Origin of the sequence: Pseudomonas sp. IPO3749 (assembly GCF_013386605.1) — a bacterium.
Lineage (GTDB): Bacteria > Pseudomonadota > Gammaproteobacteria > Pseudomonadales > Pseudomonadaceae > Aquipseudomonas > Aquipseudomonas azotoformans_A.
In genome coordinates this window covers 89,769-115,915 of the sequence record NZ_JACARN010000010.1, presented here as the reverse complement: position 1 = coordinate 115,915, position 26,147 = coordinate 89,769, and the positions used below count along the sequence as shown (strand labels likewise).

19 protein-coding genes and 1 pseudogene are annotated in these 26,147 nt (G+C 60.5%); 6 read left to right on the top strand and 14 right to left on the bottom strand.

Annotated elements, in window-relative coordinates:
* The first annotated feature begins 166 nt into the window (after positions 1-166).
* From HX812_RS04435 to HX812_RS04425, 3 genes are all read left to right on the top strand, one after another.
* Positions 167-334, top strand: a complete 168-nt coding sequence (locus tag HX812_RS04435) for a rubredoxin (protein ID WP_015886569.1) — start codon at positions 167-169, stop codon at positions 332-334.
* A gap of 37 nt (positions 335-371) precedes the next feature.
* The gene (locus HX812_RS04430; protein ID WP_038845538.1) at positions 372-1,520 is read left to right on the top strand and encodes an NAD(P)/FAD-dependent oxidoreductase; all 1,149 of its coding nucleotides are present in this window, start codon (positions 372-374) and stop codon (positions 1,518-1,520) included.
* Between the two features lie 191 nt (positions 1,521-1,711).
* Positions 1,712-1,987, top strand: coding sequence for an HU family DNA-binding protein (locus HX812_RS04425; protein WP_003176958.1), 276 nt, complete (start codon positions 1,712-1,714; stop codon positions 1,985-1,987).
* Positions 1,988-2,892: 905 nt separating this feature from the next.
* Here the strand turns inward: HX812_RS04425 and HX812_RS04415 are convergent.
* The 14 genes and pseudogenes from HX812_RS04415 to tssA form a co-directional block, all read right to left on the bottom strand.
* Positions 2,893-4,075 (bottom strand): annotated as a pseudogene (locus HX812_RS04415) (RHS repeat domain-containing protein); the annotation flags it as partial.
* Positions 4,076-4,173: 98 nt separating this feature from the next.
* Complete coding sequence (locus HX812_RS04410) at positions 4,174-5,043, bottom strand: tetratricopeptide repeat protein (RefSeq protein WP_038848487.1); 870 nt, start codon at positions 5,041-5,043, stop codon at positions 4,174-4,176.
* A 232-nt stretch (positions 5,044-5,275) separates the two neighbouring features.
* Complete coding sequence (locus tag HX812_RS04405) at positions 5,276-5,893, bottom strand: hypothetical protein (RefSeq protein ID WP_038848490.1); 618 nt, start codon at positions 5,891-5,893, stop codon at positions 5,276-5,278.
* A gap of 5 nt (positions 5,894-5,898) precedes the next feature.
* Positions 5,899-10,302, bottom strand: a complete 4,404-nt coding sequence (locus tag HX812_RS04400) for an RHS repeat-associated core domain-containing protein (RefSeq protein WP_177128196.1) — start codon at positions 10,300-10,302, stop codon at positions 5,899-5,901.
* A gap of 12 nt (positions 10,303-10,314) precedes the next feature.
* Complete coding sequence (locus tag HX812_RS04395) at positions 10,315-10,749, bottom strand: DcrB-related protein (RefSeq protein ID WP_038847803.1); 435 nt, start codon at positions 10,747-10,749, stop codon at positions 10,315-10,317.
* Between the two features lie 15 nt (positions 10,750-10,764).
* Positions 10,765-12,705 carry a type VI secretion system Vgr family protein gene (locus HX812_RS04390; RefSeq protein WP_038847802.1) on the bottom strand — a complete coding sequence of 647 codons (1,941 nt, stop codon included), beginning with the start codon at positions 12,703-12,705 and terminating at the stop codon, positions 10,765-10,767.
* Positions 12,706-12,708: 3 nt separating this feature from the next.
* Complete coding sequence (gene tssH, locus HX812_RS04385) at positions 12,709-15,372, bottom strand: type VI secretion system ATPase TssH (protein ID WP_038847801.1); 2,664 nt, start codon at positions 15,370-15,372, stop codon at positions 12,709-12,711.
* Positions 15,365-16,408, bottom strand: coding sequence for a type VI secretion system baseplate subunit TssG (gene tssG / locus HX812_RS04380; RefSeq protein WP_038847799.1), 1,044 nt, complete (start codon positions 16,406-16,408; stop codon positions 15,365-15,367). Before tssG ends, tssH begins: the two co-directional genes overlap by 8 nt.
* Positions 16,372-18,231 (bottom strand): type VI secretion system baseplate subunit TssF, encoded by a 1,860-nt coding sequence (tssF, locus tag HX812_RS04375; protein WP_038847798.1) that lies wholly within the window; start codon positions 18,229-18,231, stop codon positions 16,372-16,374. Before tssF ends, tssG begins: the two co-directional genes overlap by 37 nt.
* A complete protein-coding gene (gene tssE, locus HX812_RS04370) occupies positions 18,228-18,743 on the bottom strand; it encodes a type VI secretion system baseplate subunit TssE (protein WP_005792513.1) in 516 nt (171 codons plus the stop codon). Before tssE ends, tssF begins: the two co-directional genes overlap by 4 nt.
* Positions 18,744-18,821: 78 nt before the next feature.
* Complete coding sequence (locus HX812_RS04365) at positions 18,822-19,310, bottom strand: type VI secretion system tube protein Hcp (protein WP_005792512.1); 489 nt, start codon at positions 19,308-19,310, stop codon at positions 18,822-18,824.
* A gap of 151 nt (positions 19,311-19,461) precedes the next feature.
* A complete protein-coding gene (tssC, locus tag HX812_RS04360; RefSeq protein WP_010207548.1) occupies positions 19,462-20,958 on the bottom strand; it encodes a type VI secretion system contractile sheath large subunit in 1,497 nt (498 codons plus the stop codon).
* 2 nt (positions 20,959-20,960) lie between these two features.
* The gene (gene tssB, locus HX812_RS04355) at positions 20,961-21,467 is read right to left on the bottom strand and encodes a type VI secretion system contractile sheath small subunit (protein ID WP_010207547.1); all 507 of its coding nucleotides are present in this window, start codon (positions 21,465-21,467) and stop codon (positions 20,961-20,963) included.
* A 54-nt stretch (positions 21,468-21,521) separates the two neighbouring features.
* Positions 21,522-22,532 carry a type VI secretion system protein TssA gene (tssA, locus tag HX812_RS04350; protein ID WP_038843485.1) on the bottom strand — a complete coding sequence of 337 codons (1,011 nt, stop codon included), beginning with the start codon at positions 22,530-22,532 and terminating at the stop codon, positions 21,522-21,524.
* A gap of 394 nt (positions 22,533-22,926) precedes the next feature.
* On the opposite strand from tssA, the gene tagH reads away from it, so the two are divergent.
* Genes tagH through tssK form a run of 3 tightly spaced genes read left to right on the top strand, consistent with a single transcriptional unit; the run spans position 22,927 to position 26,142 of the window.
* The gene (tagH, locus tag HX812_RS04345) at positions 22,927-24,222 is read left to right on the top strand and encodes a type VI secretion system-associated FHA domain protein TagH (protein WP_038843487.1); all 1,296 of its coding nucleotides are present in this window, start codon (positions 22,927-22,929) and stop codon (positions 24,220-24,222) included.
* A 57-nt stretch (positions 24,223-24,279) separates the two neighbouring features.
* On the top strand, positions 24,280-24,789 hold the full coding sequence (gene tssJ / locus HX812_RS04340; RefSeq protein ID WP_038843488.1) for a type VI secretion system lipoprotein TssJ: 510 nt from the start codon (positions 24,280-24,282) through the stop codon (positions 24,787-24,789).
* Between the two features lie 18 nt (positions 24,790-24,807).
* Positions 24,808-26,142: a type VI secretion system baseplate subunit TssK gene (tssK, locus tag HX812_RS04335; protein ID WP_038843489.1), complete on the top strand. Its 1,335-nt coding sequence runs from the start codon at positions 24,808-24,810 to the stop codon at positions 26,140-26,142.
* Positions 26,143-26,147: the final 5 nt, after the last annotated feature.

Below are 26,147 nucleotides of genomic sequence, written 5' to 3'. Positions count from 1 at the left end.
CGGCGAGCTTACCATGACGCCTCTGGTTTTTGCCGGACCGAACCGGCTGTTTGCGTCGATCGTGCTTGCATCTGCCGGCCCCGATCAGTACAAAACGCCCTGAGCCGCACGGCAACGCGGGTCTATCGACCGTCGGCCAAGATGCCTGACCCTGAGGAAGCAAGTGATGAAGAAGTGGCAATGTGTAGTCTGTGGCCTGATCTATGACGAGAAAGACGGCTGGCCGGATGATGGAATTCTGCCTGGCACCCGTTGGGAAGACGTCCCGGAAGACTGGCTGTGTCCGGACTGCGGCGTGGGCAAAATGGATTTCGAAATGATCGAAATCGGCTGATTTTTGGTTTTCAGATAAGTACTACAAGGAGAAAGGAATGAACGCACCTGTCGTGATCATCGGCACAGGATTGGCCGGTTACAACGTGGCCCGGGAGTTTCGCAAGCTCGACAGCGAGACCCCCTTGTTGCTGATCACCGCCGATGACGGGCGTTCCTACTCCAAGCCCATGCTCTCCACCGGTTTTGGCAAGAACAAGGAAGCCGATGGCCTGAGCATGGCTGAACCTGGCGCCATGGCCGAGCAACTCAAGGCCGAAGTGCGCACTCACACTCGCGTCAGCGGCATCGACCCGGGCCACAGGCGCTTGTGGATCGGTGAGGAAGCGGTGGCTTACCGCGACCTGATCCTGGCCTGGGGCGCCGAAACCGTGCGTGTACCGGTGGAAGGTGATGCGGCTGAGCTGATTTTCCCCATCAATGACCTCGAAGATTACGCTCGCTTCCGTGCCGCCGCTGCCGGCAAGCGCCGCGTATTGCTGCTTGGCGCGGGCTTGATCGGCTGTGAATTCGCCAACGACCTGATCCTGGGCGGTTATGAAATCGACCTGGTGGCACCTTGCGAGCAAGTCATGCCGACCTTGCTGCACCCGGCCGCAGCCGCAGCGGTACAGGCCGGACTGCAAAGCCTCGGCGCGCGCTTCCATCTTGGCCCAGTACTCAATCGCCTGCAGCGCACCGCTGACGGCCTGGAAGCCCATCTGTCGGACGGTGAAGTCATCGCCTGCGACCTGGTGGTCTCGGCCATCGGCCTGCGCCCGCGTGTGGACCTGGCCGCCGCCGCCGGCCTGCAGACCAATCGCGGGATCATGGTGGACCGTCACCTCAAGACCTCCCACGCCAACATCTATGCCCTGGGCGATTGCGCCGAGGTCGACGGCCTGAACCTGCTGTACGTGATGCCGCTGATGAGCTGCGCCCGCGCGCTGGCCCAGACCCTGGCCGGCAACGCCACGGCGGTCAGCTACGGCCCGATGCCGGTGACCGTCAAGACGCCGGTCTGCCCGCTGGTGGTCTCGCCACCGCCACGGGGCACCGAAGGCGTGTGGAGTGTTGAGGGCGAGGGTGCCGACATCAAGGCCCTGTGCCGCGACGCCAGCGGCCGCCTGCTGGGCTACGCCCTGACCGGCAGCGCCGTGATGGAAAAACTCGCCCTCAATAAAGAACTTCCGCCGTTGCTGGCGTAAATACCGGTCGTTCTGTCGGAATAACCGCGTTTTTCACCCTAGAAAGGTCGCCGCAAGACTGGCGGAGCGTGCGAGGGCATGCCATCCTCACTCCCGTCTGCCGCAGAGTAGAGCCTGCGGCGCTTTGGGCGCTGCTCCAGAAGAGAGCAGCACGGACATAACAACAAAAAACCGTCAAAGAGGCTTCACTTATGCGTAAACCAGAACTCGCAGCCGCCATCGCTGAAAAAGCGGATCTCACTAAAGAACAGGCCAACCGCGTCCTCAACGCCGTTCTCGAAGAAATCACCGGCGCCCTGCACCGCAAGGACAGCGTCACCCTGGTTGGCTTCGGCACCTTCCTGCAACGCCATCGCGGCGCCCGCACCGGCAAAAACCCACAGACCGGCGAGCCGGTGAAAATCAAGGCCAGCAACACTGTTGCGTTCAAACCGGGCAAATCGCTGAAAGACACTGTTAACGCGTAAGGGCGTTACCGTCTCTAAGGGGGCGGGGTGGTAGGAAAAATGGGCACGCCGACGGGGTTGGGTGCCCATTTTTTGTGGGGTGTCCTACGACGTTTGGCCCGTGATCTCGTGAGGCGCGTTATCCTCTGACCAACTCATCATGATCGTCAGCGGGCTCCTTTCCGACGAGTTCTTCGTAATCAGCCGGCTCTGATTTTAGATCCCCCGGGACCCATTGACCGTTCAGTTTTCTATAGCTGCGAGCCCGATAAGGGTGCACTGCAACAATATCCGTGATTTCTTTTTGCAGATTATTAAATTCATACCAGATACTTCCGCACTCTCCGCAACCCCAGAAAGGGCGAGTCTTTTCATCTATCAGATCGACCCAGCCTGTGCACTGTTTAATGGGGCATCGATAATTCTGAACTGGCGGGGTAGGTTCAGCACGCTCTGCGGCTTGAACGTATTGAGTAGAGGAACCACAGGACGGGCACTCGATCATAATGAAGCGCTGACCTTTCGCTAATAATGGCGCGACAACCTTCAGTTGCTGGGCATCGAGTTCGAAAGTCTTGCTACAGACTTGGCAGCACGCGTTTCTAGTTGAGTCCATACGGATTCTCCCCTTCTGGGTACCAATGCAGAGCTTTGCTATTCGCTTTATGGTACGCCTTATCCATGAGTACCAAATTGCTTTGACGGTTGTTACCGCCTCGGAATATTGGCTTTTTATGGTGAACGTCAAAGCCCTCAGGGACCTGACCTTTTTTCATTCTATCCACGCCAGCCTGACCGTATCTTTGAATTGAGTTGGGGTCTTTGGCCATTTTTTTCAGGTATTTCTCTTTAGCTCCACCTTTTTTGCCAAAGTTTGCTCGGATTTTTTTGATTTCACCCTTGGTTCTCTTGTGATAACAGGTCTTGAGGCCCCATGGATCAATCCAGGTAAAGGGGTTGGGCGAATACTGGTACAGATTGAGTCCGCCCTCCAGATCAATGGGGTCAGGTGTCGTGAACCGTCCAATGTCCGGATCGTAATGACGGAAAAGGTTGTAGTGAAGCCCCGTCTCCCGATCCAGGTACTGCCCCTGGAACCGCAGGTTCTGCTCTTCAATGTAATAAGGCTCACGCACCTCTTCCAGCGTGTTGCCCCACACCCGGTAAGTCGCCTGCCAGACGCTTCGCCCATCGGCCTCTGTCAGTTGTTCCGGCAACCCATTTAGATCGTTGTGGTAGTAACGAATCTTCTGCAACGGGCCCATGCCGTCGACGCGGGCCAGCGGTTCATAGCCGTCATCGTCGTATACATAGAGGCTGGTCTGGCTGTGTTTATGCTCCTGCAACAATCGCAGTCCATCCCACACAAACTGCGTTTCTCCCAGCGGATACCCGTCACTGCCATGCTCGGTTTTTTCGATGCGTCGGCCCAGCGGGTCGTAGGTCATTCGCACGACGCTGCCGTCATCGTTACGCACTTCAATCAAGCGGCTTTCAGCATCGTAGGCAAACCGCTGCACGCCCCGTTTGGCGCTGCGTTTTTCGATCATCCGCCCAAACGCATCGTAGCGATAACGCTTGTCCTGATAGGTCAGCAGCTTGTTATGCACCACCAGCCCGGCACCCGCCTGCGGGCCGTCCAGCAGGTTGGCGGTGCTGCGCGGCGGGTTGTTGGTCGAGTTTGCCGATCAGGTTGTCGGCGGGGTCGTATTCGAACTGCTTTTGCGCAGCCGCCGGCATCAACGATGGCTGACTTGCCAAGCGGCGTTGGCGCGAACGCAGGCGGCCACTGCGGTCGTATTCGCTGCGGGTGCTGAGCTGACCCTGGGTACGTAGTACTTCGCGGTGCAGGCTGTCGCGTTCGAAATCGCTGATGACCTGACCATCGAGGTTGATCTGGTGCAGATGGCCGCTGACGTAATACAGGCGGTTGAGCCACCGGCCGTCCGGCAGTTGGGTTTGGATCAGGTTGGCGAGTTCGTCGTAGCGGTACTCGGTGTGGCCATCGTCCGTGGTTTTGGCTACCAGCCGGCCAACCGCATCACGTTCGAGTCGATGCACGATAGGCGCGGGTGGCATGTCGGGCACCAGCGCCAGGCCATTGCCGTAAAATAGTCAAAAAAGCGCTCGTAATTTTCCGCGCCCAACAACGGGCTGACTTCCTTGTTGAGTAGCTTCACAAACTTGCTGGAACGCTCATCTTTTTGCTATTTCTTGCTATTCATAACAGGATCAGCCAGGTTTTCATCACCGTTAAGCATACGTTGCAAAAGCTTGACCGCCCGCGAGAAGCCTTGAGCGGCAGCACGCTCCAGCCACAGTCGGGCTTGTTCAAAGTCTTGTTCGACTATCCATCCATCAATGTACATTTTTGCCAAATCAAACTGACCATGAGCGTCATTGGACTCGGCTCTAGGATAGTGGAATATCACTTCTCGAGAGCTTGTATCAATTTCCCAGTAGTCACGTTTGTTTGTCTGATAGAGACGGACAGTTTTTTCGTTGACCCATTCAACTGGGCCTAACAGGGACTCGAAAAGTCCGAGGGAGATGCCGATGCGTGTAGCAGTGAAAAACTCGTGAGGGGTGTCTTTGGAGCGTTGGACCAGCACGCCTATATTGATGTACTGGTCCGTGTTCCAGGCTGCCGACGCGGTGAGCGTGTTAGACGGGTTTTTCAGTGGGCGTCCTGACGTACCTGAAAACTGATACTCACGTTTGACGATTTCTGCGTGAAGCTTATGTATTGGATCGGTATCCCAACCCTTGAGCGTCGCCAGTGATATGAGCGATTCATTGATGTCGTCGATTAAGCACTCGCGGATAGTGGCGTCTGTGGCCCCCGCTGGAAGGCTCTGCAAGCGCTTGAACGGATGAGCGTAGGAGCAAACATTTGTGTGTGTTTGCTCTGCTTCCACGGGCGCTTGCTGGAGAATCACTTTGGCAATTCCACCGGTAAGCAGCTTGCACTTGGTGGTAAGCAGATAAATGTAAAGTACCGCGGCCTTTCGAACGCGGTGAGCCTGTAGGTGTTCCGTGGAGGGCACGATTTCCAATGTTGTCAGATATTTGCTCATCAGAATCTCTATCTCGTCGCGTTTGGCAGTGAGTTGCCCACGGGGTTAATCCCGGCTTTTGAAAGCGAAGGAGTTTGACCGGCCCTCTGAGCGGCCACTGAACAGCCATTGACTCTACCCTGTTCTACTTTGAGAGCCTTAGACCTTGTGACATTTTTTCTGATTACGACCTAAGGGGTCAGATTTATTTGTAGTCCCTATCCGGATTAAATAGATCCGTCCCCCTTCATCCTTAACTCAATATGTTGCTCGCTAACGCCAGATCGAACTGCTTGTTTCCAAAAATAGATTTGGTTGCGAGTGTTTTTTTGAATACGCCCGAATCCAGGCTGATATTGTTTTTATAGGCCGCAAAGACGATGGTGAGAAACGGGAATGCGTAATTGTCAGGCTCAGCCAATACATCATCAATTAGTGCAGTTCTGCCAAGAATGCAGTTCTCCGCCTTTGACAGATAAAAAGTTTTCAACCGGTCAGATATTTTTTTTACAGCCTGGTTTGTTTCTTGCGGTGCCGGCGTTTTAATGATGCCACCCAGCTCGTCGCCGAACTGTTTTGTCTCTTCTGATAAGGATGTCTTCGAACAAAATGACGCGTTCAACAGTCGGCTCTTATAGGGGGGGGATTGGCTTAGGCAGAAGCTGAATGCCTCACACGTATAAATTTCCATTCCCGCGTAGTAACCGTCGGCTTTGGTCAAATGTTGGAGGTAAATTTCTGCAAGTTTCTCCTTCGCTGAAAATAGGCTAAGTTTGTTTCTGCTCACCTTCATGTCGACATGGGGAGACGCAATTTGCTTCAGCTCCGTCAGTAACTCCACTTCCAAATTTTTACGAATTTCTAGGCTCATGTTATTCACTTGTAGATCAGAAGATTGAAGGTTGCGTTGTGCTTTGCGCCTTTTCCGCCTAACGGTACCCCTGGCTTTCCTTTGGTATCAACTTTGAACGATCCTTTTGTTCCGGCGGAGGGCTTGATTGTGCCTCCGCCTAAGTGTTGAGTGGTATTGGCTGGCTTAGTCATGTCGAAGACCCCAGAGCCAGTTTGGTTCGGGGTCAGCTTTCCGGTTCCGTGCTTCACTTCAAATACATGTAATTTCCCGTTGCGGTCCTTGGCTACGAAGTCGGCCCGGATACGTTTTCCGTTCACCTTCATAGTGACTTCTTCGGCGACGACCTTGAACCCATTCTTCTTCAGGTCATGAATCGCCTTGGTTCGGCCTTTATTGCCACTGACTGCACTTTTGCAAGCCCAGCCCCATGGGTCAATCCAGGTCAGGGGATTTGGTGCGTATTGATAGAGGTTCAGGCCACCCAGCAACCCAATCGGATCGGGAGTCGTGAAGCGTCCGATATCCGGATCATAAAACCTGAACGTATTGAAATGCAGCCCCGTCTCCCGATCCAGATACTGCCCCTGGAACCGCAGGTTCTGCTCTTCAATGTAATAAGGCTCACGCACCTCTTCCAGCGTGTTGCCCCACACCCGGTAAGTCGCCTGCCAGACGCTGTGCCCATCGGCCTCTGTCAGTTGTTCCGGCAACCCATTTAGATCGTTGTGGTAGTAGCGAATCTTCTGCAACGGGCCCATGCCGTCGACACGGGCCAGCGGTTCATAGCCGTCATCGTCGTAAACATAAAGGCTGGTCTGGCTGTGTTTATGCTCCTGCAACAATCGCAGGCCGTCCCACACAAACTGCGTTTCTCCCAGCGGATACCCGTCACTGCCATGCTCGGTTTTTTCGATGCGTCGGCCCAGCGGGTCGTAGGTCATTCGCACGACGCTGCCGTCATCGTTACGCACTTCAATCAAGCGGCTTTCAGCATCGTAGGCAAACCGCTGCACGCCCCGTTTGGCGCTGCGTTTTTCAATCATCCGCCCAAACGCATCGTAGCGATAACGCTTGTCCTGATAGGTCAGCAACTTGTTATGCACCACCAGCCCGGCACCCGCCTGCGGGCCGTCCAGCAGGTTGGCGGCGGCGTCGTAGGCGAAGGTTTCGCGCTGGCCGTGCAGGCTGTCCTGGCTGGCGATGATGCGGCCGGTGGCGTCGTAGTGCAGCAGTTGGCGGTGCTGCGCGGCGGGTTGTTGGTCGAATTTGCCGATCAGGTTGTCGGCGGGGTCGTATTCGAACTGTTTTTGCGCAGCTGCCGGTATCAACGATGGCTGACTTGCCAAGCGGCGTTGGCGCGAACGCAGGCGGCCACTGCGGTCGTATTCGCTACGGGTGGTGAGCTGGCCCTGGGTGCGCAGTACTTCGCGGTGCAGGCGGTCGCGCTCGAAATCGCTGATGACCTGGCCGTCGAGGTTGATCTGGTGCAGGTGGCCGCTGCCGTAATACAGGCGGTTGAGCCAGCGGCCGTCCGGCAGTTGGGTCTGGATCAGGTTGCCGAGTTCGTCGTAGTGGTGTTGCAGGTTACCCGCCGAACTCTGCTCGCAAAGCAGTTGGCCGAGGGCGTCGTAGGCAAAACCCAGGGCTTGGGAGTTGCCCTGCGAGTCGGTGAAGGTGACCGCCGTGAGCTGGTCCACGGCGTCGTAGCTGTAGTCGGTGCTGCCATCGTCGGTGGTCTTGGCAATCAGCCGGCCCACCGCATCGCGTTGCAATCGATGGACGATAGGCGCGGGCGGCGTTTCGGGCACCAGGGCCAGGCCATTTCCGTAAGGCGCTGGCACGGCAGTCACCGCCGTGATGTTATCCAGCGGGTCATAGCGGTAGTGCTTGGCGCTGCCGTCGAGGTCCTGCTGTTCAGTCAGCCGATCCCCGGCGTCCCACGCAAAACGATAACGCTCGCCGTTCTCGTTGATCAGCGCTTGTAGCCGTCCATAGCTGTCATAGCCGAACTGCACCTGCCGGCCATGGGCGTCGGTGCGTTGACGGACTTGGCCACGGCGGTTGTGTTGGTAGAGCGTGGTGTGTCCGGCTGGGTCTGTGTAACCCACCAGCTGACCGCTGACATCACGCTGATAGTGCTCGGTACGGCCGTCTGGCAATTGGGTGGTGAGCAAACGCCCCTGGGCGTCATAGCTGAATTGGGTACGCTCACCCAGGGCATCGGTGATGAGCTGCAGATAGCCGCGCTCGTCGTAGCTGAACCGGGTGGGGTAACCCGAGCAGTCGATGTGCTCGGCCAATTGCCCGAAAGGGTTCCAGCGCAGTTTTTTGCTTTTACCGGTGGCGTCGATGATTTCCACGACCTGGCCGTGGTCGTCGTAGCGGTAACGGGTGATATGCCCCAGCGGATCGGTTTCAGCGATGCAGTTGCCGCGTGAGTCATAGCGATAGTGCTGGCTGTTGTCGGCGGCATCGGTTTCCACCAGTGGCAGCGCCCAATGCTCCAGCCATAAAGTCGAATCGCTGCGACCCAGCGGGTCGGTTTCACCGATCAGGTTGCCGGCCTCGTCGTAGCTGTACTCAAAGCGCCCGCCCAGCGGGTCGGTGGCGCTGAGCAACTGGCGCTCGTCGTTCCAGTCGAACAGCCAGGTGTGGCCGAGGTTGTCGCTGTACCGAATGATCTGGTGTTGGGTGTTCCAATGCCGGGTACTAACGCGTTGCAAGCCGTCGGTAATACGGGTGATACCGGCCTGCAAGTCATAGTCGAACTGGTAAGCGTCGCCCTCATCGGTCCAGTGCCGGACCACGCGCCATTCCACACCTTCAACCAGAGACCATTCGTAGAAGCAACGCAGCCCGGTCGGCAGTTGATGCTCCACCATCCTGCGACCGCTGTCGTAGGCAAAACGACGCTGAACCTGGCCCGTCGCATCGCGCACTTCAGCCAAGTTGCCCTGCGCGTCGAAGCCATAGCTGACCAGCACTTCTCGGCGCTGATCAGGGAACAGGCGTTCGATGCGCGCCAACTGGCCCTGATCACGGATCAACTCAACCTGCACCAGGTCGAATGTGTCGCGTAGCCGCACCATGTGCCCGGCTTCGTCATAATCGATATAGATGCGGTTGTCGTTTCGGTCGCCCAATTGAGTCAGGCGCAACAGCGACGGGTTGGCGGAGGGTTCAAGCAAGCGATAGAGCCCGTCATCGCTCTCGATCAACAGCTGCCCATTGAGATGCCGCCGCACGGCCAGCCCTTCACCGGCGCTGAACACCGCGCCGCCCAAGGGAATCGAGCCCATGTCGATACGCCGACCTTGCTCATCGGTATAAATCAGCGTTTCACCGCCCTCTGAATGGGGCAGGATCTCGACGCACACTTCATAGGGCACGCTCCAGCCTGCGCCGAACATTGCGCCCGAGCGCTCATCGCGGCTGTTGTAGAAGCGCTGCCAGTCTATCGGCAGGATGCCGGGCAGTACGAAATCCAGCTCCTCGGTATCGCCCAGCACCTTTGCGCCTGTGGCCGCATGCACCGGGTTCGACGAGCCCATCGCGGCGTTCGCCACGGCCCCCATCGCGCTGCTGACCGCCATCGACGTGGCCCCGCCGATCAACATGCACGGCAACTTGCTGAAGAACTTGCCCTTGCCACCCTTGAGCATCAACAGCGCCGTGACCGCCAGCCCCACGCCCGGCGTCTTGCCACTGCGGATCTCGCGCACGACCACCGAGCCGCCGCCAATGGTCACGTTGGAGGAAATCAGGCCGGACGACACCACTGTTGCATCGCAGGTGCTGCGATCACCGCTGCGCACGGCCGGTTGGCCGTTGATCGTGACCTTATCCGAGCCCTCGGCCAGGAACTGCGGCGGCATAGGCGGGTGCTTCATGCACACCACCAAGTCCAGCGGCTTGGGTACGGCGCCGGGCGCGGGCGTCGCGACCGTGGGACGCCACATCTGCGAGAAGAAACTCTCGGCCATGTCCAGGTAGCTGGGTTCTGCTTCAGGCGTGGGTTCTTCCAGCTCGGTGCCGGCTGGCGCGACATGGGAGCTGATCGCCCCAGCGGCGCGGGCAGCCGGGATGGAATTGGTCAGAGTGTCCGTAGAGCCTGTGAGAATATTGGCCTGCACTGTGGGTGGGAACAGTGCGTTGGCGAAGGTGTCGCATAAATTCGTCAGGCCCTTGTCCGCCCCGGTCTTGCTCATGGCCAGGCCGACAATCGTGCCCACCACGGCACCCAACAGGAAGCAGCCAAGCCCGCCGGTCGCGACGGTAATCCCGGTGGCGGCAACGACGGCGGCGGTCGCCACTGCGGTGATCGCGATATTGGCCGCCACCTCCAGCACGCCGCCAAGGATGTCCGCCATCATCGAAGTGTGCGAGAGCGCATCGCCCATCCGGGCGGCCCATAACGCGTCAGACATGCAGGCCGCTCATCAAGAAATAGCGTCGAACGAAAGTGAGTTCTTAATCGTCGCCCAGTGCGCCGCCTCGGCGTCCCCGAGCTTGTCTGCCTTCACATAACTCAACGCGAGCATCTTGCGCGTACCCGGCAGCACCAGCGCCAACTGGTACTGGAACACCTTGTCATTGCCCTTGTTGAACTGGCTGCGCAGCTCGATGCCTTCCACTTCTTGAGCCGCGCCCAGGCGCACGTCCACGCCCGGCTGATAACGCAGGTCCTGCACCTGTTTTTCCAGGCGCTGGAGTTGGTCATTGAAGTTGCTGTGCAGGGTTTCACCCTCGGCGAGCAGGCTGCGGCTGACGATCAGGGAGGTGCCCAATTCAGGAAACTTGAGGATATTGATCGTTGCGTCCTGCAGCTCACTGGCGGGTAGTTGAAACTGGAATTCGTTGATCCGGTACGTCATGGCAAACAGGTCTCGTCAGGAGCTTTTAGGCGCGGGGAACGCGGCTTTGATATTGGCGTCGATGGCGGCTTTCTGGCCCTGGCCATCGGGCGTGGCGCCGGGGCCGCCGCCGTTGTTCAGGTGCAGCACGCCGCCGGTGTTGAACTCGGCATCGCCGCTGGCATAGAAGCTGATTTGCACGCCCGTGAGGTTGATCTGCCCGCTGGCGTTCAACTCCAGGATGCTTTCGCCGCAGACCAGGCGCAGGTTTTCACCGACTTCGATGACATAGCTCTGGCTGATGCTGTCGGTCTTCCTCTGGCCTACCGAAAGGATGTCTTCCTGCTTGACGATGCGCAGACGGTTGTTGCCGATGGTCACCGTCTCGTTATGGCCAATGCTCTTGTTGCGGTCATGTCCCACCGAATGGCTCTCATCCACCTCGACCACGATGTCCTGATTGCGCTCGGCATGGATGTACAACTGCTCCAACCCCTTCTTGTCCTCCATGCGGATTTCATTGAAGTTGGCCGGTGTGCCGCCCTTGCTCGAACGGCTTTTCATGCCGCTCTGGGTCGCGTTTTCCGGCAGGTCGTAAGGCACGGTCTGTTCGGCGTTGTAGACCCGCCCGGTGATGATCGGCCGGTCGGGGTCACCCTCAAGAAAGCTCACGATCACTTCCTGGCCGATCCGTGGAATCTGCATCGAGCCCCAGTTTTTGCCGGCCCAGGATTGCGACACGCGAATCCAGCACGAGCTGTTCTCGTTGGATTGGTCGTGACGGTCCCAGTAGAAGTGCACCTTCACGCGGCCGTACTGGTCGGTCCAGATTTCCTCGCCTTTGGGGCCGACCACCAGTGCGGTCTGCGGGCCTTTGACGATGGGCCGGTGGGTGTTGGCCAGCGGGCGGAAGCTCTGCTGGGCGTCGATGCAGGTGAGGCTGCTTTCGAACTGTGCCGAGCCCGAACCGCCGCCGCTTTCAAGGCTTTCCTGGACGATGTAGTAGCGGCAGCCGACGATCAGGTATTCACGGTTCTGGTCCTGACGACTGAAGCCGGTCAGGCTGAACAAATGCCCCGAGCCCAGGCCGCGAGCATTGCCGCTGAACTCGATTTGTTCATGCAGGGTTTGCAGCGCTTCGATGCGGGTGCGCGCGTAGTGCTCGCCGTCTTCGCTTTGCACATAGGTGCCGGGGTAGTCGTACAGCGGATAGTCGCCGGCGGTGTGCGGGCGAGGCATGGCCGAGCGCACGTCGATGCTGGCGCTGGGGCGCTGGAAGTCGTAGTCGTTGAGCTCCAGCGAACCGGGCTGCACTTCGTGCGCCAGGTGCCAGTTGTGCATATGGTCGCGTTCGCGCTGCTGCTCGTCCTTGGGGTAGTACGGGATCGACGCGTAGCCCGGCACCGTGGTGTGGGCGCCGTAGGCATCGGCCAGCACCAGCACATGGCGGTCCTGCTCATGGCGGAAGAAGTAGTAGATGCCTTCCTGCTCCATCAAGCGGCTGACGAAATCAAAGCTGGTCTCGCGGTACTGCACGCAGTATTCCCACTCGCGATAGGGCCGGCTCAGGGCGTCTTCGAAGTCGGAAAAACCCAGGTCGCGAAACACCTGCTTGATGATCTGCGGGATGCTCAGGTTCTGGAAAATCCGGCAGTCCGACGTGCGGCTGAGCAACCAAAACCACGGGCGCAGCGTCACCTGATAACTGGCGAACTGGCCCTGGTCGATATTCTGGCTGCACCGCGCGACGATGCCGTGGAAGTGCCGCTCGCCACCGTCCGCCAGTTGCAGGCCCACGCTCATGGGTTTGCCGAGTAACTGGTTGAGGTCGATGTTGGCGTCCAGCGACGTCAGTTGCAGCTCGTAATTGAACAGCCTGCCCAGCTCCTCGCCGCCGCCCATTTCATTGAGCAGCAGCACATCCGGCCCGAGGGGGCTGGTGATTTTGGCCAGGCGTGAGGCTTGGTTGAATGGCATCGTTTAGGCCGCGTCGCTGAAGTCGTAGTGCAATTCGTTATCCCGGCTGCTGATGCGCACACCCGCCAGCGGCTTGCCTTCGAGCATGCGCGTGAGGAACTCACGGCTCATGTCCGGCAGTAGGCTGTTGGTCAGAATGGTGTCGATCATGCGCCCGCCGCTTTCGGTCTCGGTGCAGCGCGAGACGATCAGGTCGACCACCGCGTCGTCGTAATCGAACGCCACCTTGTGCGTGCTCTCTACGCGCTTCTTGATGCGGCCCAGTTGCAGGCGGGTGATTGCCTTGAGCATCTCGTCGCTGAGCGGGTAGTAAGGGATGGTCACCAGACGGCCGAGCAGCGCCGGCGGGAAGATCTCCAGCAGCGGCTGGCGCAGGGCCTTGGCGATTTCTTCCGGTTGAGGAATGTTCGCCGGGTCTTTGCACACCTGGGAAATCAGCTCGGTGCCGGCGTTGGTGGTCAGCAGGATCAGGGTGTTCTTGAAGTCGATCACCCGGCCTTCACCATCCTCCATCACGCCCTTGTCGAACACCTGGAAGAAGATCTCATGCACGTCCGGATGGGCTTTTTCCACCTCGTCCAGCAGCACCACGCTGTAGGGCTTGCGCCGCACGGCTTCAGTCAGCACGCCGCCTTCGCCGTAGCCGATATAGCCGGGAGGCGCGCCCTTGAGGGTCGACACCGTGTGGGCTTCCTGGAATTCGCTCATGTTGATGGTGATGACGTTCTGCTCACCGCCGTACATGGCTTCGGCCAGGGCCAGGGCAGTTTCGGTCTTGCCCACCCCGGAGGTGCCGGCCAGCATGAACACGCCAATCGGCTTGCTCGGGTTGTCGAGGCCGGCGCGGGAGGTCTGGATGCGCTTGGCGATCATCTGCAAGGCATGGTCCTGGCCGATAATGCGTTTTTTCAGGTGCTGGTCGAGGTTGAGCACCGTCTCCAATTCATTGCGCGCCATGCGGCCCACTGGGATGCCGGTCCAGTCAGCGACCACCGAGGCCACGGCCTGGTAATCCACGGTCGGCAGGATCAGCGGGGTTTCGCCCTGCAGGGCGCTCAGGCGTTGTTGTAGGTCGACCAGTTGGGCGCGCAATTCATCGTTGCCACTGTCCACCACACCGGCTTTTTCGCGCAAGGTTGCACGGGTGGCGAGCAGTTCATCCACCAGGGTTTTCTCTTCGGCCCAGCGGCTTTCCAAGGTCGCCAGACGCTCACGCTCAGCGCTCAACAGCGCCTCGGTGTTGGTTTGGCGCGCACCAATCGCAATGCCGATGGCATGCTCACGGGCGATGATTTGCAACTCGGTTTCCAGCGCCTCGATGCGACGGCGGCTGTCGTCCACCTCCGCCGGCACCGCGTGCAGGCTGATGGCGACGCGGGCGCAGGCGGTGTCCAGCAGGCTCACGGACTTGTCCGGCAACTGGCGCGCCGGGATATAGCGGTGGGACAGCTTCACCGAGGCTTCCAGGGCTTCGTCGAGGATCTGCACCTGGTGGTGTTTCTCCATGGTCGACGCCACGCCACGCATCATCAGCAACGCCTTGTCTTCCGACGGCTCGGCCACCTGCACCACTTGGAAACGGCGGGTCAGGGCCGGGTCTTTCTCAATGTGCTTCTTGTACTCGGCCCAGGTGGTCGCGGCGACGGTGCGCAGGGTGCCGCGAGCCAATGCAGGTTTGAGCAAGTTGGCTGCGTCGCCAGTCCCGGCGGCGCCGCCAGCACCGACCAGCGTATGCGCTTCGTCGATGAACAGGATGATTGGCTTGGGCGACGCCTGGACGTCTTCGATGACCTGGCGCAAGCGCTGTTCGAACTCGCCTTTCATGCTCGCGCCGGCTTGCAGCAGGCCGACGTCGAGGCTGCGCAGTTCCACGTCTTTCAGGGCTGGCGGCACGTCACCGGCGACGATGCGCAGGGCGAAACCTTCGACCACGGCGGTCTTGCCCACGCCGGCTTCACCGGTGAGGATCGGGTTGTTCTGGCGGCGGCGCATGAGGATGTCGACCAGTTGGCGGATCTCTTCGTCACGGCCAACAATCGGGTCGAGTTTGCCGCTGCGCGCCTGTTCGGTCAGGTCAACGGTGAAGCGCTTGAGCGCTTCCTGCTTGCCCATTGCGCTCGGCGCCATGGCACCGCTGGCTTCACCGGGCACGGCACCGGCATTAAAACCATCGCTGGCGCTCAGCGCGTTCTCCGGCGAATCACCGACGTACTCGTCGAAACGCTCGCTCAGGGCTTCGGCCTTGATCTTGTCGAACTCGGCAGACAAGCCCAACAGCGCATGGCGCAGGCTTGGCGTCTTCAGGATACCGAGCACCAGGTAGCCAGTGCGCACCTGGCTTTCACCAAACATCAGGCTGCCGTAGACCCAACCGCGTTCCACGGCCTCTTCCACATGGGAGGACAGGTCGGTGATCGACGTCGAGCCACGCGGCAAACGGTCCAGCGCTTCGGTCAGGTCACGGGCCAGGCGCGCCGGCTCCACGTTGAACTGACGGATGATGCGGTGCAGGTCCGAGTCCTGCAGTTGCAGCAACTGGTGGAACCAGTGGGCCAGTTCCACATACGGATTGCCCCGCAGTTTGCAGAACACGGTGGCGGCTTCGATGGCCTTGTAGGCCACGCTGTTGAGTTTGCCGAACAGTGCGGCGCGACTGATTTCACCCATGCTCTGGATTCCTTGAGGTGGTGGCGTGATCGGCGTAATGCCGGGCCAGGATTAGGTCGTTGGCGTCATGCTCGGGCTTGCCGAGCCAGGTGTTGAAGCCCAGGCGGAACTGGCCATTGAGTTGCAGCGCCGGCACTTCGGGTTGTTGCAAAACCAGGTTGAGGTCCCAGTCCAGTTCATGGCCCAGGTACTCGGCCACCCACGCCACCAGCTCGTTGAACGGCGGGTGGCCAGGCAGCATGCCCATGTAGTCATCCAGCGTGAGCGGGCCCAGGCGGATGCGGAATTTGTGCTGGCGGTCCCACACGAAACTGCCCAGGCAAAAGTCCAAGCCCAGGCGGTTGGCGCTCACGTTGACGCGGCTGCGCTCGGGCAACTCCAGCCATTGGCCGACGTATTCTTCAATCTCCACCGGCAGGCCGAAGTATTCGCTGAGAATGGCTTTAAGGCCGTCTGGATAGCGGGTTTGCGCCGACAGATGGCCGCTGTAATGCAATTTCGCAGTGTCCGGGATGAGGCCCTGATTCAGCAGGCTCGGCATGCCCCGTCCACTCAACGCAGCGAGGCGCGCGGACCAGTAATCATCATCCGGTCGGTCGTGGCTGACCGTCGGCCGCGCCTCGGCCCAGGCCCGGTAAAACAAGCTGAGCAGGCGATGGTGGAACACATCCAGGAACTGTTTGCTGGTGCTGTCGGCATTGTTGCGCTGACGCTCGCGCACGTATTCGGTGATGTGCAGCGGCAGCGGGCCATTGGGGCCGCCAAGGCCAAAGAAGAATTGCTCCAGCCGTGCCGGCTTGCCCTCACCACCGGGATCGACCGAGGCCAGGGTGGCCGGCGCAAAGGTGCAATCAGCCTGTTGCCCCAGGCGCAGCGGGTCATCCGCCAGGCGCAGGGAATGGCCCAGGCGCGGTAGCTCCGGCGATTCGCACTCGATACGCCGCAGCGCCTGGAAGAAATCGTATTCCCAGGGCTCCTGATGCATCGCATCCAGTGTGTTCACAGGGTCGGACGCCGTCCGGGCTTGGCTTTCCATCGCATGATCTCGCCGCGTTCGGTGGTACGGATCACCGTCTCGGTAAAACTGTTGATCGACACGTAGCGTGCCAGGAAGCGTTCCAGCACCGCACCGAGCAGGAACACGCCGGTACCGCGAAACGCGTTTTCATCAAACTCCAAGGTGATTTCCAGGCCACGGCCAAACACGATCGGGCCGGGCATCGGCAAACGTCGGGTCACGGCTTTGCTGCTGACCTCGCGCAGGCCTTCGATCTGCAATTGCAGGGCGGCGTCGTTGCTGTCGCCGTACAAGCGCAGCAGTTCGCGCAAGGCTGCCGCGCCTTGTCCCTGTTCGCTCAGGGACAGGTAGTTCAGCGACAACTGGCTGATCAAGCGCCAGGCCTTGGCGTCATGGGCATGGCTGGCGCGCGGGCGGCTCGGGCCAGCCACGCAACGTACAGACAGCACCGGGGCGCTGTCGGCCAGGGTGAAGTCGGTCTTGCCGTTGCCGATGCTCATGAACAGGGGCAAATCGCGGTTGGTGCACAGCGCCGTCACGCCGAGTTGGCGCAGGTCATGGCCGTAGGGCGCTTGGCGGCTGTCCACCAGGCTGACAAAGGTCTCGCTGCCCACATAGGTGGAGCGTGGACCGTTGCGGCGCTGGTCGCTGGACAGCACGCGCGGCTCGCGGCGTACCGTGTAATAGGCCTGATCACGGCCATAGCGCGACGGATCACGCACCGCATAGAACGGCAAAAACGGTTGCTCCGGCCCTGTGCCGTGACCGGTGATGCCGCTCAAGGAGTGAATCTCGAAGTCCATCGGCCGCGTGCGGTCAGCGATCACATGGTGTTCGTTGACCCGGTCGGACAAGTGGATACGGTCGACGCGCTTGGGGAACAGGTTGATTGCCGGCGTGCAGAACGGCAGGAACTGCGCCGCGCCGACGCTGCCTTCCAGGCTCGGCTCATGGCGGTCAAACAACACGATCAGCTCCAGCTCCTGGCCGTCGCAACGCTTGACCGCACGGCTCAGCTCGGCGAACTCGACGAACAAGTAACGGTGGGGCAGGGCGAAGTATTCCTGCAACAAGCGATAGCCCTGGAACGCGCGTGCGACCACCGGCATGGCGGCGTCGGCATCGTCAAAACCACGGGAGCGCAGTGCATCCTGCGGCAGGCGCTCGACCCAATCGCCACCCGGTTGGCGTGCAAACACCGCGCAGGCATTGCCCAGCAGTTGCTCGTAAAGGCGGAAGGGTTGCTCGTCGGCACCGCTGAGATAGAGCGGCAGGTTATCCAGGTCGAGGCTGTTGAACGGTAATTCGGCGCCGGTGCGCAGGGTCAGGCGCAGGCCGGCCTTGGCTTTCGGCTCACTGGCGGCCAGGCGACCCAACACGGCGGCGGGGTTGCCGAAGTATTCGGCGTTGCTCACCTGCAACGGCCACAGCGTCACCGGATGCGCGGTGCGGTACTCGCAACAGGTCTGGGTTTCGCGGCCCAGCGCGGCGCGCAAAACGGTGTCGCGGGGCAGCGGGAAACCACTGGCCAGGGAGCCCTCGTCCGGGTCGGTCTGCAATTGCACCACGGTCATCGATGGCGTGGGCGCCAGGTAATGCGGGTAAGCAATTTCCAGCAGGTTGTGGGTGAAGGTCGGGTACTCGGCGTCGAGCTTGAGCTGCACGCGGGCCGTGAGGTAGGCAAAGCCCTCAAGCAAACGTTCGACATACGGGTCGGCGCAGTCCATACCGGACAGGGTCAGCCGACTGGCGATTTTCGGGTATTCCTTGGCGAACTCGGCGGCGCTTTCGCGCACGTGGTGCAGTTCCTGGTTGTACAGCTCCAGCAGGCGCGGGTTCATGGGCGTCTCCGCTGGTCGGCATTCACGACACGCACGTGGCCGGACTCCAGGTCGAGATCGGTTTGCAGCAGCAGGCGCAACGGCACCGGCTGTGCCCACAGGTCGCCTTCGATCTCGAAACTCAGCGCGTTATGGTTCATCTCGCCATGGCCGACGCGGGCTTTTACACGCAAGGTGTGGCGCAAAATGCGCGGTTCAAAGGTGGCGATAGCCTGGTAGATCAACGCTTCCAGCGCCTTGATATCCACACTGGAAACACTGTTGCCCGCCAGCGCCGGCAGGCCGTAGTTGACCACCGAAGTACCGGCCGGGGTGTGCAACGTGGCATCGGCATCGAGCAACGACGTGGTGTTGAGCAGCCACGCCAGGTCGCGCAGCACCGAGGCTTTCAATTGGGTCAGGGACAGCACGCGTTTGTCGGCGCTTTCCTTGGGATTGGTTGGATCGTCGTCGGTCAGCCGGTCCAACAGGGACGGTTGCAGACGGTCGCGGGAAGCGATTTCAGTGACCACCAAAGCGGCTCCACGGACGGGGTGTGAGAGGGACAAGTGGGCTGTGGCCGTGGCGCGAAGCCACGGCCTCAAGGGCTATCAGCGCTTGGTGTTGGAACGGATGTTCCAGCCAAACTTGATCGCGCCGCCGTCTTTGGTGCCGTCGGCTTTCTGCGGCTGGTAGTCAACCATCACTTGGGCGAAGTTCAGGGTGACGTTCTCGGTCAGGCGGTCATCGGTGCCCGAACCGCCGGTGCTCAGGGAGGTCACCAGCACTTCTTCCAGGTTGATCACCATGTACTCGACCTGGCTTTCGCCGCCGGCCTTGCGCACGGTCAGCTTGACCTTGTCGATGTGCTTGCCGCTGGCGCAGTGCATCATCAGGTTCGGCGACGCCTTGTCGACGTACTTGGTCAGCGACAGGTCCTGGATATTCACCTTGCCCGCGCCGCCGCCACCGCCCACGTGCATGTTGCCGGACTGGGCCATGCCCCAGCTCCAGTTCAGCACGTCGATTTCGTCCTTGTGGGCCTTGTCCATGGACTCGCCCTTGATGTCGCCGATCTTGATGAAAATATCAACAGCCATGTTTTCTCCCTGTGTGGCCCGAGCCACTCGATGTGTTTTGTGTGGGAGCGGGCTTGCTCGCGAATGCGGTGGGCCAGTCAATATATCTGCTGACGGACACACCGCATTCGCGAGCAAGCCCGCTCCCACAGTAGAGCGAGTTCGCTGTTACTTACGCGCTTTTCGCCGAAGGCAGCTTCGATACCAGGCGCAACGACACCGTCAGCCCTTCAAGCTGATAGTGCGGGCGCAGGTAGAACTTGGAGTTGTAGTACCCCGGGTTGCCTTCGACTTCTTCCACGATCACTTCGGCAGCCGCCAATGGGTGCTGGGCCTTGGTGGTTTCGGTGGAGTGCGCAGGGTCACCGTCCACGTAGTTGAGGATCCAGTCCTGCAACCAGCGCTGCATTTCGTCCTTCTCTTTGAAGGAACCGATCTTGTCGCGCACGATGCACTTCAAGTAATGGGCGAAACGGCAGGTGGCAAACAGGTACGGCAGGCGCGCGGCCAGGTTGGCGTTGGCGGTGGCGTCCGGGTCATCGTATTCGGCCGGTTTCTGCAGCGACTGGGCGCCAATGAACGCAGCGAAGTCAGTGTTTTTCTTGTGCAGCAGCGGCATGAAACCGTTCTTCGCCAGCTCCGCTTCACGGCGGTCGCTGATGGCGATTTCGGTCGGGCACTTCATGTCCACGCCACCGTCATCGGTCGGGAACGTGTGCGCCGGCAGGTTTTCCACTTCACCGCCAGACTCGATACCACGAATGCGCGAGCACCAGCCGTAGTGCTTGAACGAACGGTTGATGTTCACCGCCATCGCGTACGCGGCGTTGGCCCAGGTGTACTTGGAGCTGTCGGCACCGTCGGTGTTTTCTTCGAAGGCGAACGCTTCCACCGGGTCGGTCTTGGCGCCGTACGGCAGGCGTGCCAGGAAACGCGGCATGGTCAGGCCGATGTAGCGCGAGTCTTCCGATTCACGCAGGGAACGCCAGCCGGCGTATTCCGGGGTGGTGAAGATCTTGGTCAGGTCGCGCGGGTTCGACAGTTCTTGCCACGAGCCCATGCCCATCACGGTCGGCGAGGCCGCAGCGATGAACGGGGAGTGCATGGCGGCGCAGACTTTCGACAACTCGCCCAGCAGTTCCACGTCCGGTGGCGACTGGTCGAAGTAGTAGTCGCCCACCAGGCAGCCGTAAGGTTCGCCGCCGAACTGGCCGTATTCTTCTTCGTACATCTTCTTGAAGATCGGGCTCTGGTCCCACGCGGTGCCCTTGAACTTCTTCAGGGTCTTGTGCAGGTCCGGCTTGGAGATGTTGAGCACGCGGATCTTCAGCTGCTCATCGCTCTCGGTGTTGTTGACCAAGTAGTGCAGGCCACGCCAGGCGCTTTCCAGCTGCTGGAAATCCTGATGATGGATGATCTGGTTGACCTGGGCGGTCAGCTTGGCGTCGATGGCAGCGATGATCGATTCGATCGACTTGATCGCGTCATTGGACACCAGGTCGGTCTGCGCCAGGGCTTGTTCGGCCAAGGTGCGCACAGCGGTTTCCACGGCTTCGCGGGCACGTTCGGTCTTGGGCTTGAACTCTTGCAGCAGCAGGTTGGCGAACTCGCTGGCTTCTTCGGTGGCACCCAGGATCTGGCTGCCTTCGCGGGCGGTATTGTCGGTCATGATTACTGATCCCCTGCAGGCTTCGGCGCGCTGGCAAGTGCCTGGAGCAGTGCCGGGTCCTTGATCGCCTTCATGATGATTTCTTCAGCGCCAGTCTTGCCGTCCATGTAGGTCAGCAGGTTGGCCAGCTGGGTGCGGGCTTCGAGCAGTTGGTTCAGCGAGTCGACCTTGCGGGCCACGGCGGCCGGGCTGAAGTCGTCCATGCTTTCGAAGGTGATGTCCAGGCTCAGGTTGCCTTCGCCGGTCAGTTCGTTCGGTACGTGGAACGCCACGCGCGGCTGCATGGCCTTGAGGCGTGAGTCGAAGTTGTCGACGTCCACTTCAAGGAACTTGCGGTCGGCCACCGGCGCCAAAGGCTCGGCGGGCTTGCCGGCGAGGTCGGCCATCACGCCCATCACGAAGGGCAGCTGGACCTTTTTCTCGGCGCCGTAAAGCTCGACGTCGTACTCGATCTGCACTCGAGGCGCACGGTTGCGCGCGATGAATTTCTGAGAACTTTGCTTCGCCACGTTGCTGCTCCTGGTCGCTTGAGCGACGGTGTTGTTACTGCACAGTCGGGCGGTTTACTCGCCGTCCGGGCCGCGCAGGTTTTCAAATTGGGACATGCCGTCGGGAATCAGATTGCGCACGATGGCCGCGAAGTCGGCGTGCACCAGATGCTTGGCCCGGTTCAACAGCACCGGCAGCGGGCTCGAAGGCTCGTACCGGGTGTAGTACGCAAGGATCTTGTCGAGGCTGCGCAGCACGTCGTCGCGGCTGGCGATATCGCCCACCGGGCGTGGTGCTGCGGGGGCGGCGGCGTATTCGACCGAGGGGGCACTGTCTTCACTGACGGCCTCGGGAACGCTGCTGCCGGGCACCGCTTGATTGAGTATTTGCAACGCTTGTTTGAGCGGTTGCTTCAAGGCACTGAGGTCCACGCCCTGGGCGGAACCGACCTGATCATTGACCTGCCGTTCGATGGCTTCACACGCCCCATGCGCCGCCATCAGCGCGTCGCGGGTGGCTTGCAGGTGCTCGGGGTCGCTGTCGAGGAACGCGGCGTTGAGCTGCTGGGCGCCGAGTTGCTCGTCGGGGAAGCTCAACAGGCCGCTGGCGTTGAGCGCCGCGCGCAGGCTCACGGGGCCGAAGGTGCGCGAACGCGTGAGGATGCTTTCGCGCAGCAAGCGAATGTTGGTGTCGCAGGTCAGGCCGGTGAGGGCGTTGATGCGCACGGTGGGGTCGTTGTCGTCGTCGGCATCCAGGCGCGGGTGCAGGTCGGCCCAGTAATCGCGCAGCAACGCGTCGATCAGCGTCAGTGCTTCGGCCAGGCCAGCGACGCCTTGGAGGGCGAGGGCGCTTTGCAGCAGGAAATGGGTGATGCGCAGGTCTTTGCTGCGCGCGAGCAAGTCGAGGCTTTGCTGCTGGATACTGCGCCATTCCGGCGGTTCAGCGGGCAGGATGGAGTCGCCCATGCTGCGCTCGGGTTGGCCCTTGGCATCACGCTCCAATTGCAGAAATTGCGCGTCATATTCCATGTCTTCGCCACACGGCGAAGTCGCGGAAACGGCGGTGAGCAGCAACGGCACATCCACTGAATTTGATCTCCCTATCAGCCCGTTAGATGGCGGGCAATTCATGCATTAGTTGCGCGAGGAACTTTGCATGTTTTCTTGGTCATATAAGCAAGATGCCACTAATGTGCCATCACTGGTATTCAAGAAGTTGTGCATTTTTGGTGTAGTACTTACGCCTTGTCAAGGTAAGCTATTCGCCCTCTGTGACAGATGTGCGGTGCTTAACAACCTGCGCGACTGGTGGGTCGAACGACGCACCGGGACAGGATTTTTGTCATAGAGCCCAGTTAAGATCAGCGATCATGCTGGCATTGGCAGGTTTTAGACGGTCGATTGCTCGACCTGATGGCGATATCCCGGGAGGCGCTGTCCTGAGAATCGACCGCGCGCGAAGTATCAGCAAGGAGGCAAGATGTCGCTGTGTTTGACTATCACTAGTTATCACAAGATTACCCCTGGGCAGTGCTCCGAAAAGTCCTTGAATCAGGGCTCGATGGCTATTGGCCGCAGTTCCGATAATGACTGGGTATTGCCTGACCCAGAGCGCCTGGTCTCCTCGCAACATTGCGTTATTCAATACAAAGATGGTCGTTATTATCTAACGGATAACAGTACAAACGGAGTGGAGTTGGTTAACGCCGGTATTCGTTTGCGTAGAGGTAATAGCGAGCTGTTGCAAGATGGCGAGTTGATCCGCATCGGCGATTACGAGATCCAGGCGCGTATCGACTTCAACGTGCAGGCCGTCGACAGCCAGCCGTTTGCCGGCGACTCACCGAACAGCTTTGAAGCGCTGATGGGCGCCGTGGCGAACACGCCCACACCGGTGCCAGTGATCGCGCCGCAGTTCCAGGGCGCTTCGTCGATGGACACGCTGCCGGACCTGTTCGACTTCCTCAGCCCCACCGCCGTACCGCCGCCGACCGTGGCGGACCATGTACCTTCCGAACAACACGACTTCCGGCCACCAACGCCGGTTGCGGTCGAGAAACCCGTGGTTTCAGGCTCGGTGATTCCCGAAGATTGGGACCTGTTTGGCGACACGCCCGCGCTCATCGCGCCACCGCCCGTGCCGGTCATTGCGCCGCCACCTGCGGTCGAGCCTGTGACAGACGCTCAGCAACCCGACCTGCTGCAGGCCTTCTTGCGCGGCGCCGGCCTCGATCAGCTGCGCCTGGACAAAGCCCAGGCCGAGGCCCAGATGGAAAATATTGGCCGCAGTTATCGCCTGATGGTCGAAGGCCTGATCGATGTGTTGCGTGCCCGCGCCAGCCTCAAGGGCGAGTTCCGCATGCAGCAGACCATGATCCAGCCCGCTGAAAACAATCCGTTGAAATTCGCCCCGAATGCCGACGAAGCGTTACTGCTTTTGCTTCGCCACGGTAACCAAGCGTTTATGGCGCCGGATGCCGCCGTGCGTGACAGTTTCAACGACCTGCGCGCCCACCAACTGGCGGTGATGGCAGGCGTGGAAGCGGCGATCAAACACCTGCTCACGCGCTTTGAGCCAGCACAACTGGAAGAGCGCATGGGCAAGCCTGGCGGGCTCTCGAGTATTTTCAACGGCTCACGCCAGGCCCAGTACTGGCAGCAGTTCACCGAGCTCTACAGCAATATTTCCCGCGAGGCCCAAGAAGATTTCCAGGACCTGTTCGGCCGCGAGTTCAGCCGGGCCTACGAAGAACACAGCGCACGACAGCGTCGGTAAACCCGCGCCGCAACACATGGATTAACGGATAGCTAAGTACGTCATTGAGGACGCAGGATGATTCCCAGGTTTTTACTCGCAGCCGCTACCTTGCTGCTGCTGACAGCGTGTGCCAAAGACGCCGCCAAACCCGAAACCGCCGCCGAGGCCGAAGCGGAGACGGCCGCCGTCGAGCTGCACTTTCATGCGATCAACGGGCTCAACCCCGGCGCCAACGGCCAGGCCGCGCCAGTGCGGGTACGCATCTTCGAACTGAAAAACGCCGCCACCTTCGCCCGCTCCGATTACTTCGCATTGGCCGACCGTGCCCAATCCACCCTGGGCCTGGACCTGCTGGACCAGGACGAAGTGATGGTGCAGCCCGGCGAGCAACTGAGCATTCAGCGCGACCTCGACCCGTCCACGCGCCAGATCGGTTTGCTGGTGGGCTATCGCGAGTTGGACCGCGCGCAATGGCGCACGGTGATCAACGTGCCCGCGCGCCAATACACCGAATACCAGATCAGCCTCGATGTGCGTGCCGTGCGCGCCGACGTCGTGGTCACCCCATCCAGCCCTGCCCAATAAGAAGCAATCGGAGCCCCCATGTCCTGGAACAATCGCGTGGTCTGGTCGGAAGGCATGTTCATCGGAACGCAGCACTTCCAGCAGCATGACCGTTACCTGGAAAACCTGATCGATGCCCGCAGCCGCCCGTTGTCTGCCGGGGCCTGGGGCTTTTCCGAACTGCTGATCGACCAGGGCCTGCTGGCCCAGGGCAAGCTGGCGATTGTCTCGGCGCGTGGCCTGTTGCCCGACGGCACGCCGTTCAACATTCCCCAGGACGACCTGGCGCCGAGCCCGCTGAACATCGATGACAACCTGCGCGACGGCCTGGTGTACCTGGCGCTGCCGCTCAAGCGTGCCGGCGCCCGCGATACCGTGGAGGAGGGCGAAGCGCTGGAAGCGGCGCGTTATGTGAGCCAGGTTCGCGAGGTGCGTGACGACAACGCACCCTTCGAAAACCGCGCCCCGGTGGCCGTGGGCGCCCGCGCCCTGCGCCTGCTCACCGCCCAGGATGGCATCAGCGATTACGCCGCTATTGGCCTGGTGCGCATCAAGGAAAAACGCGCCGACCGCGCGCTGGTCATCGACGACACCTACATCCCGCCCGTGCTGGACGTGGCGGCGAGCAAACCGCTGACGGCATTTCGCAGCGAACTGCTCGGCCTGCTCCATCAGCGCGGCGAAGCCCTGGCGGGGCGCGTGGTCGCTTCGGGCGCCGGTGGCGCGTCGGAGATTGCCGATTTCATGCTGCTGCAACTGGTCAACCGCGCCCAACCGCTGATCCAGCATTTGAGCCAGTTGAGCCCGCTGCACCCGGAGCGCTTCTTCAGTGAATTGGTCAGCCTGGCGGGAGAGTTCTCGACCTTCTCGACCTCAGGCCGGCGTCCCCAGGAATACCCGCAGTACCAGCACGACGACCTGGCCCTGAGCTTTGCCCCGGTGATGGCCGCCCTGCGTGAAGCGCTGTCGATGCTGATCGACAGCAAGGCCACGCCGATCCCGATTGTGGAGAAAGCCTACGGCGTCCATGTGGCGATGCTGGCCGACAAGACCCTGCTCGACAACGCCAGCTTCATCCTCGTGGTGCGTGCCGATGTTCCCGGCGAAACCCTGCGCGCGCGCTTCGGCCAGCAGAGCAAAGTCGGTTCGGTGGAACACATCCGCGACCTGGTCAACCTGCAACTGCCGGGCATCACCCTGTTGCCTCTGCCCGTGGCGCCGCGCCAATTGCCGTACCACGCAGGTTCCACCTACTACGAGCTGGATCGCGGCAGCGAGGCCTGGCAACAGCTGGGCAACTCCGGCGGTTTTGCCTTCCACATCGCCGGGCAGTTCCCGGGCTTGAACCTGGCCTTCTGGGCGATCCGAGGATAATCCGC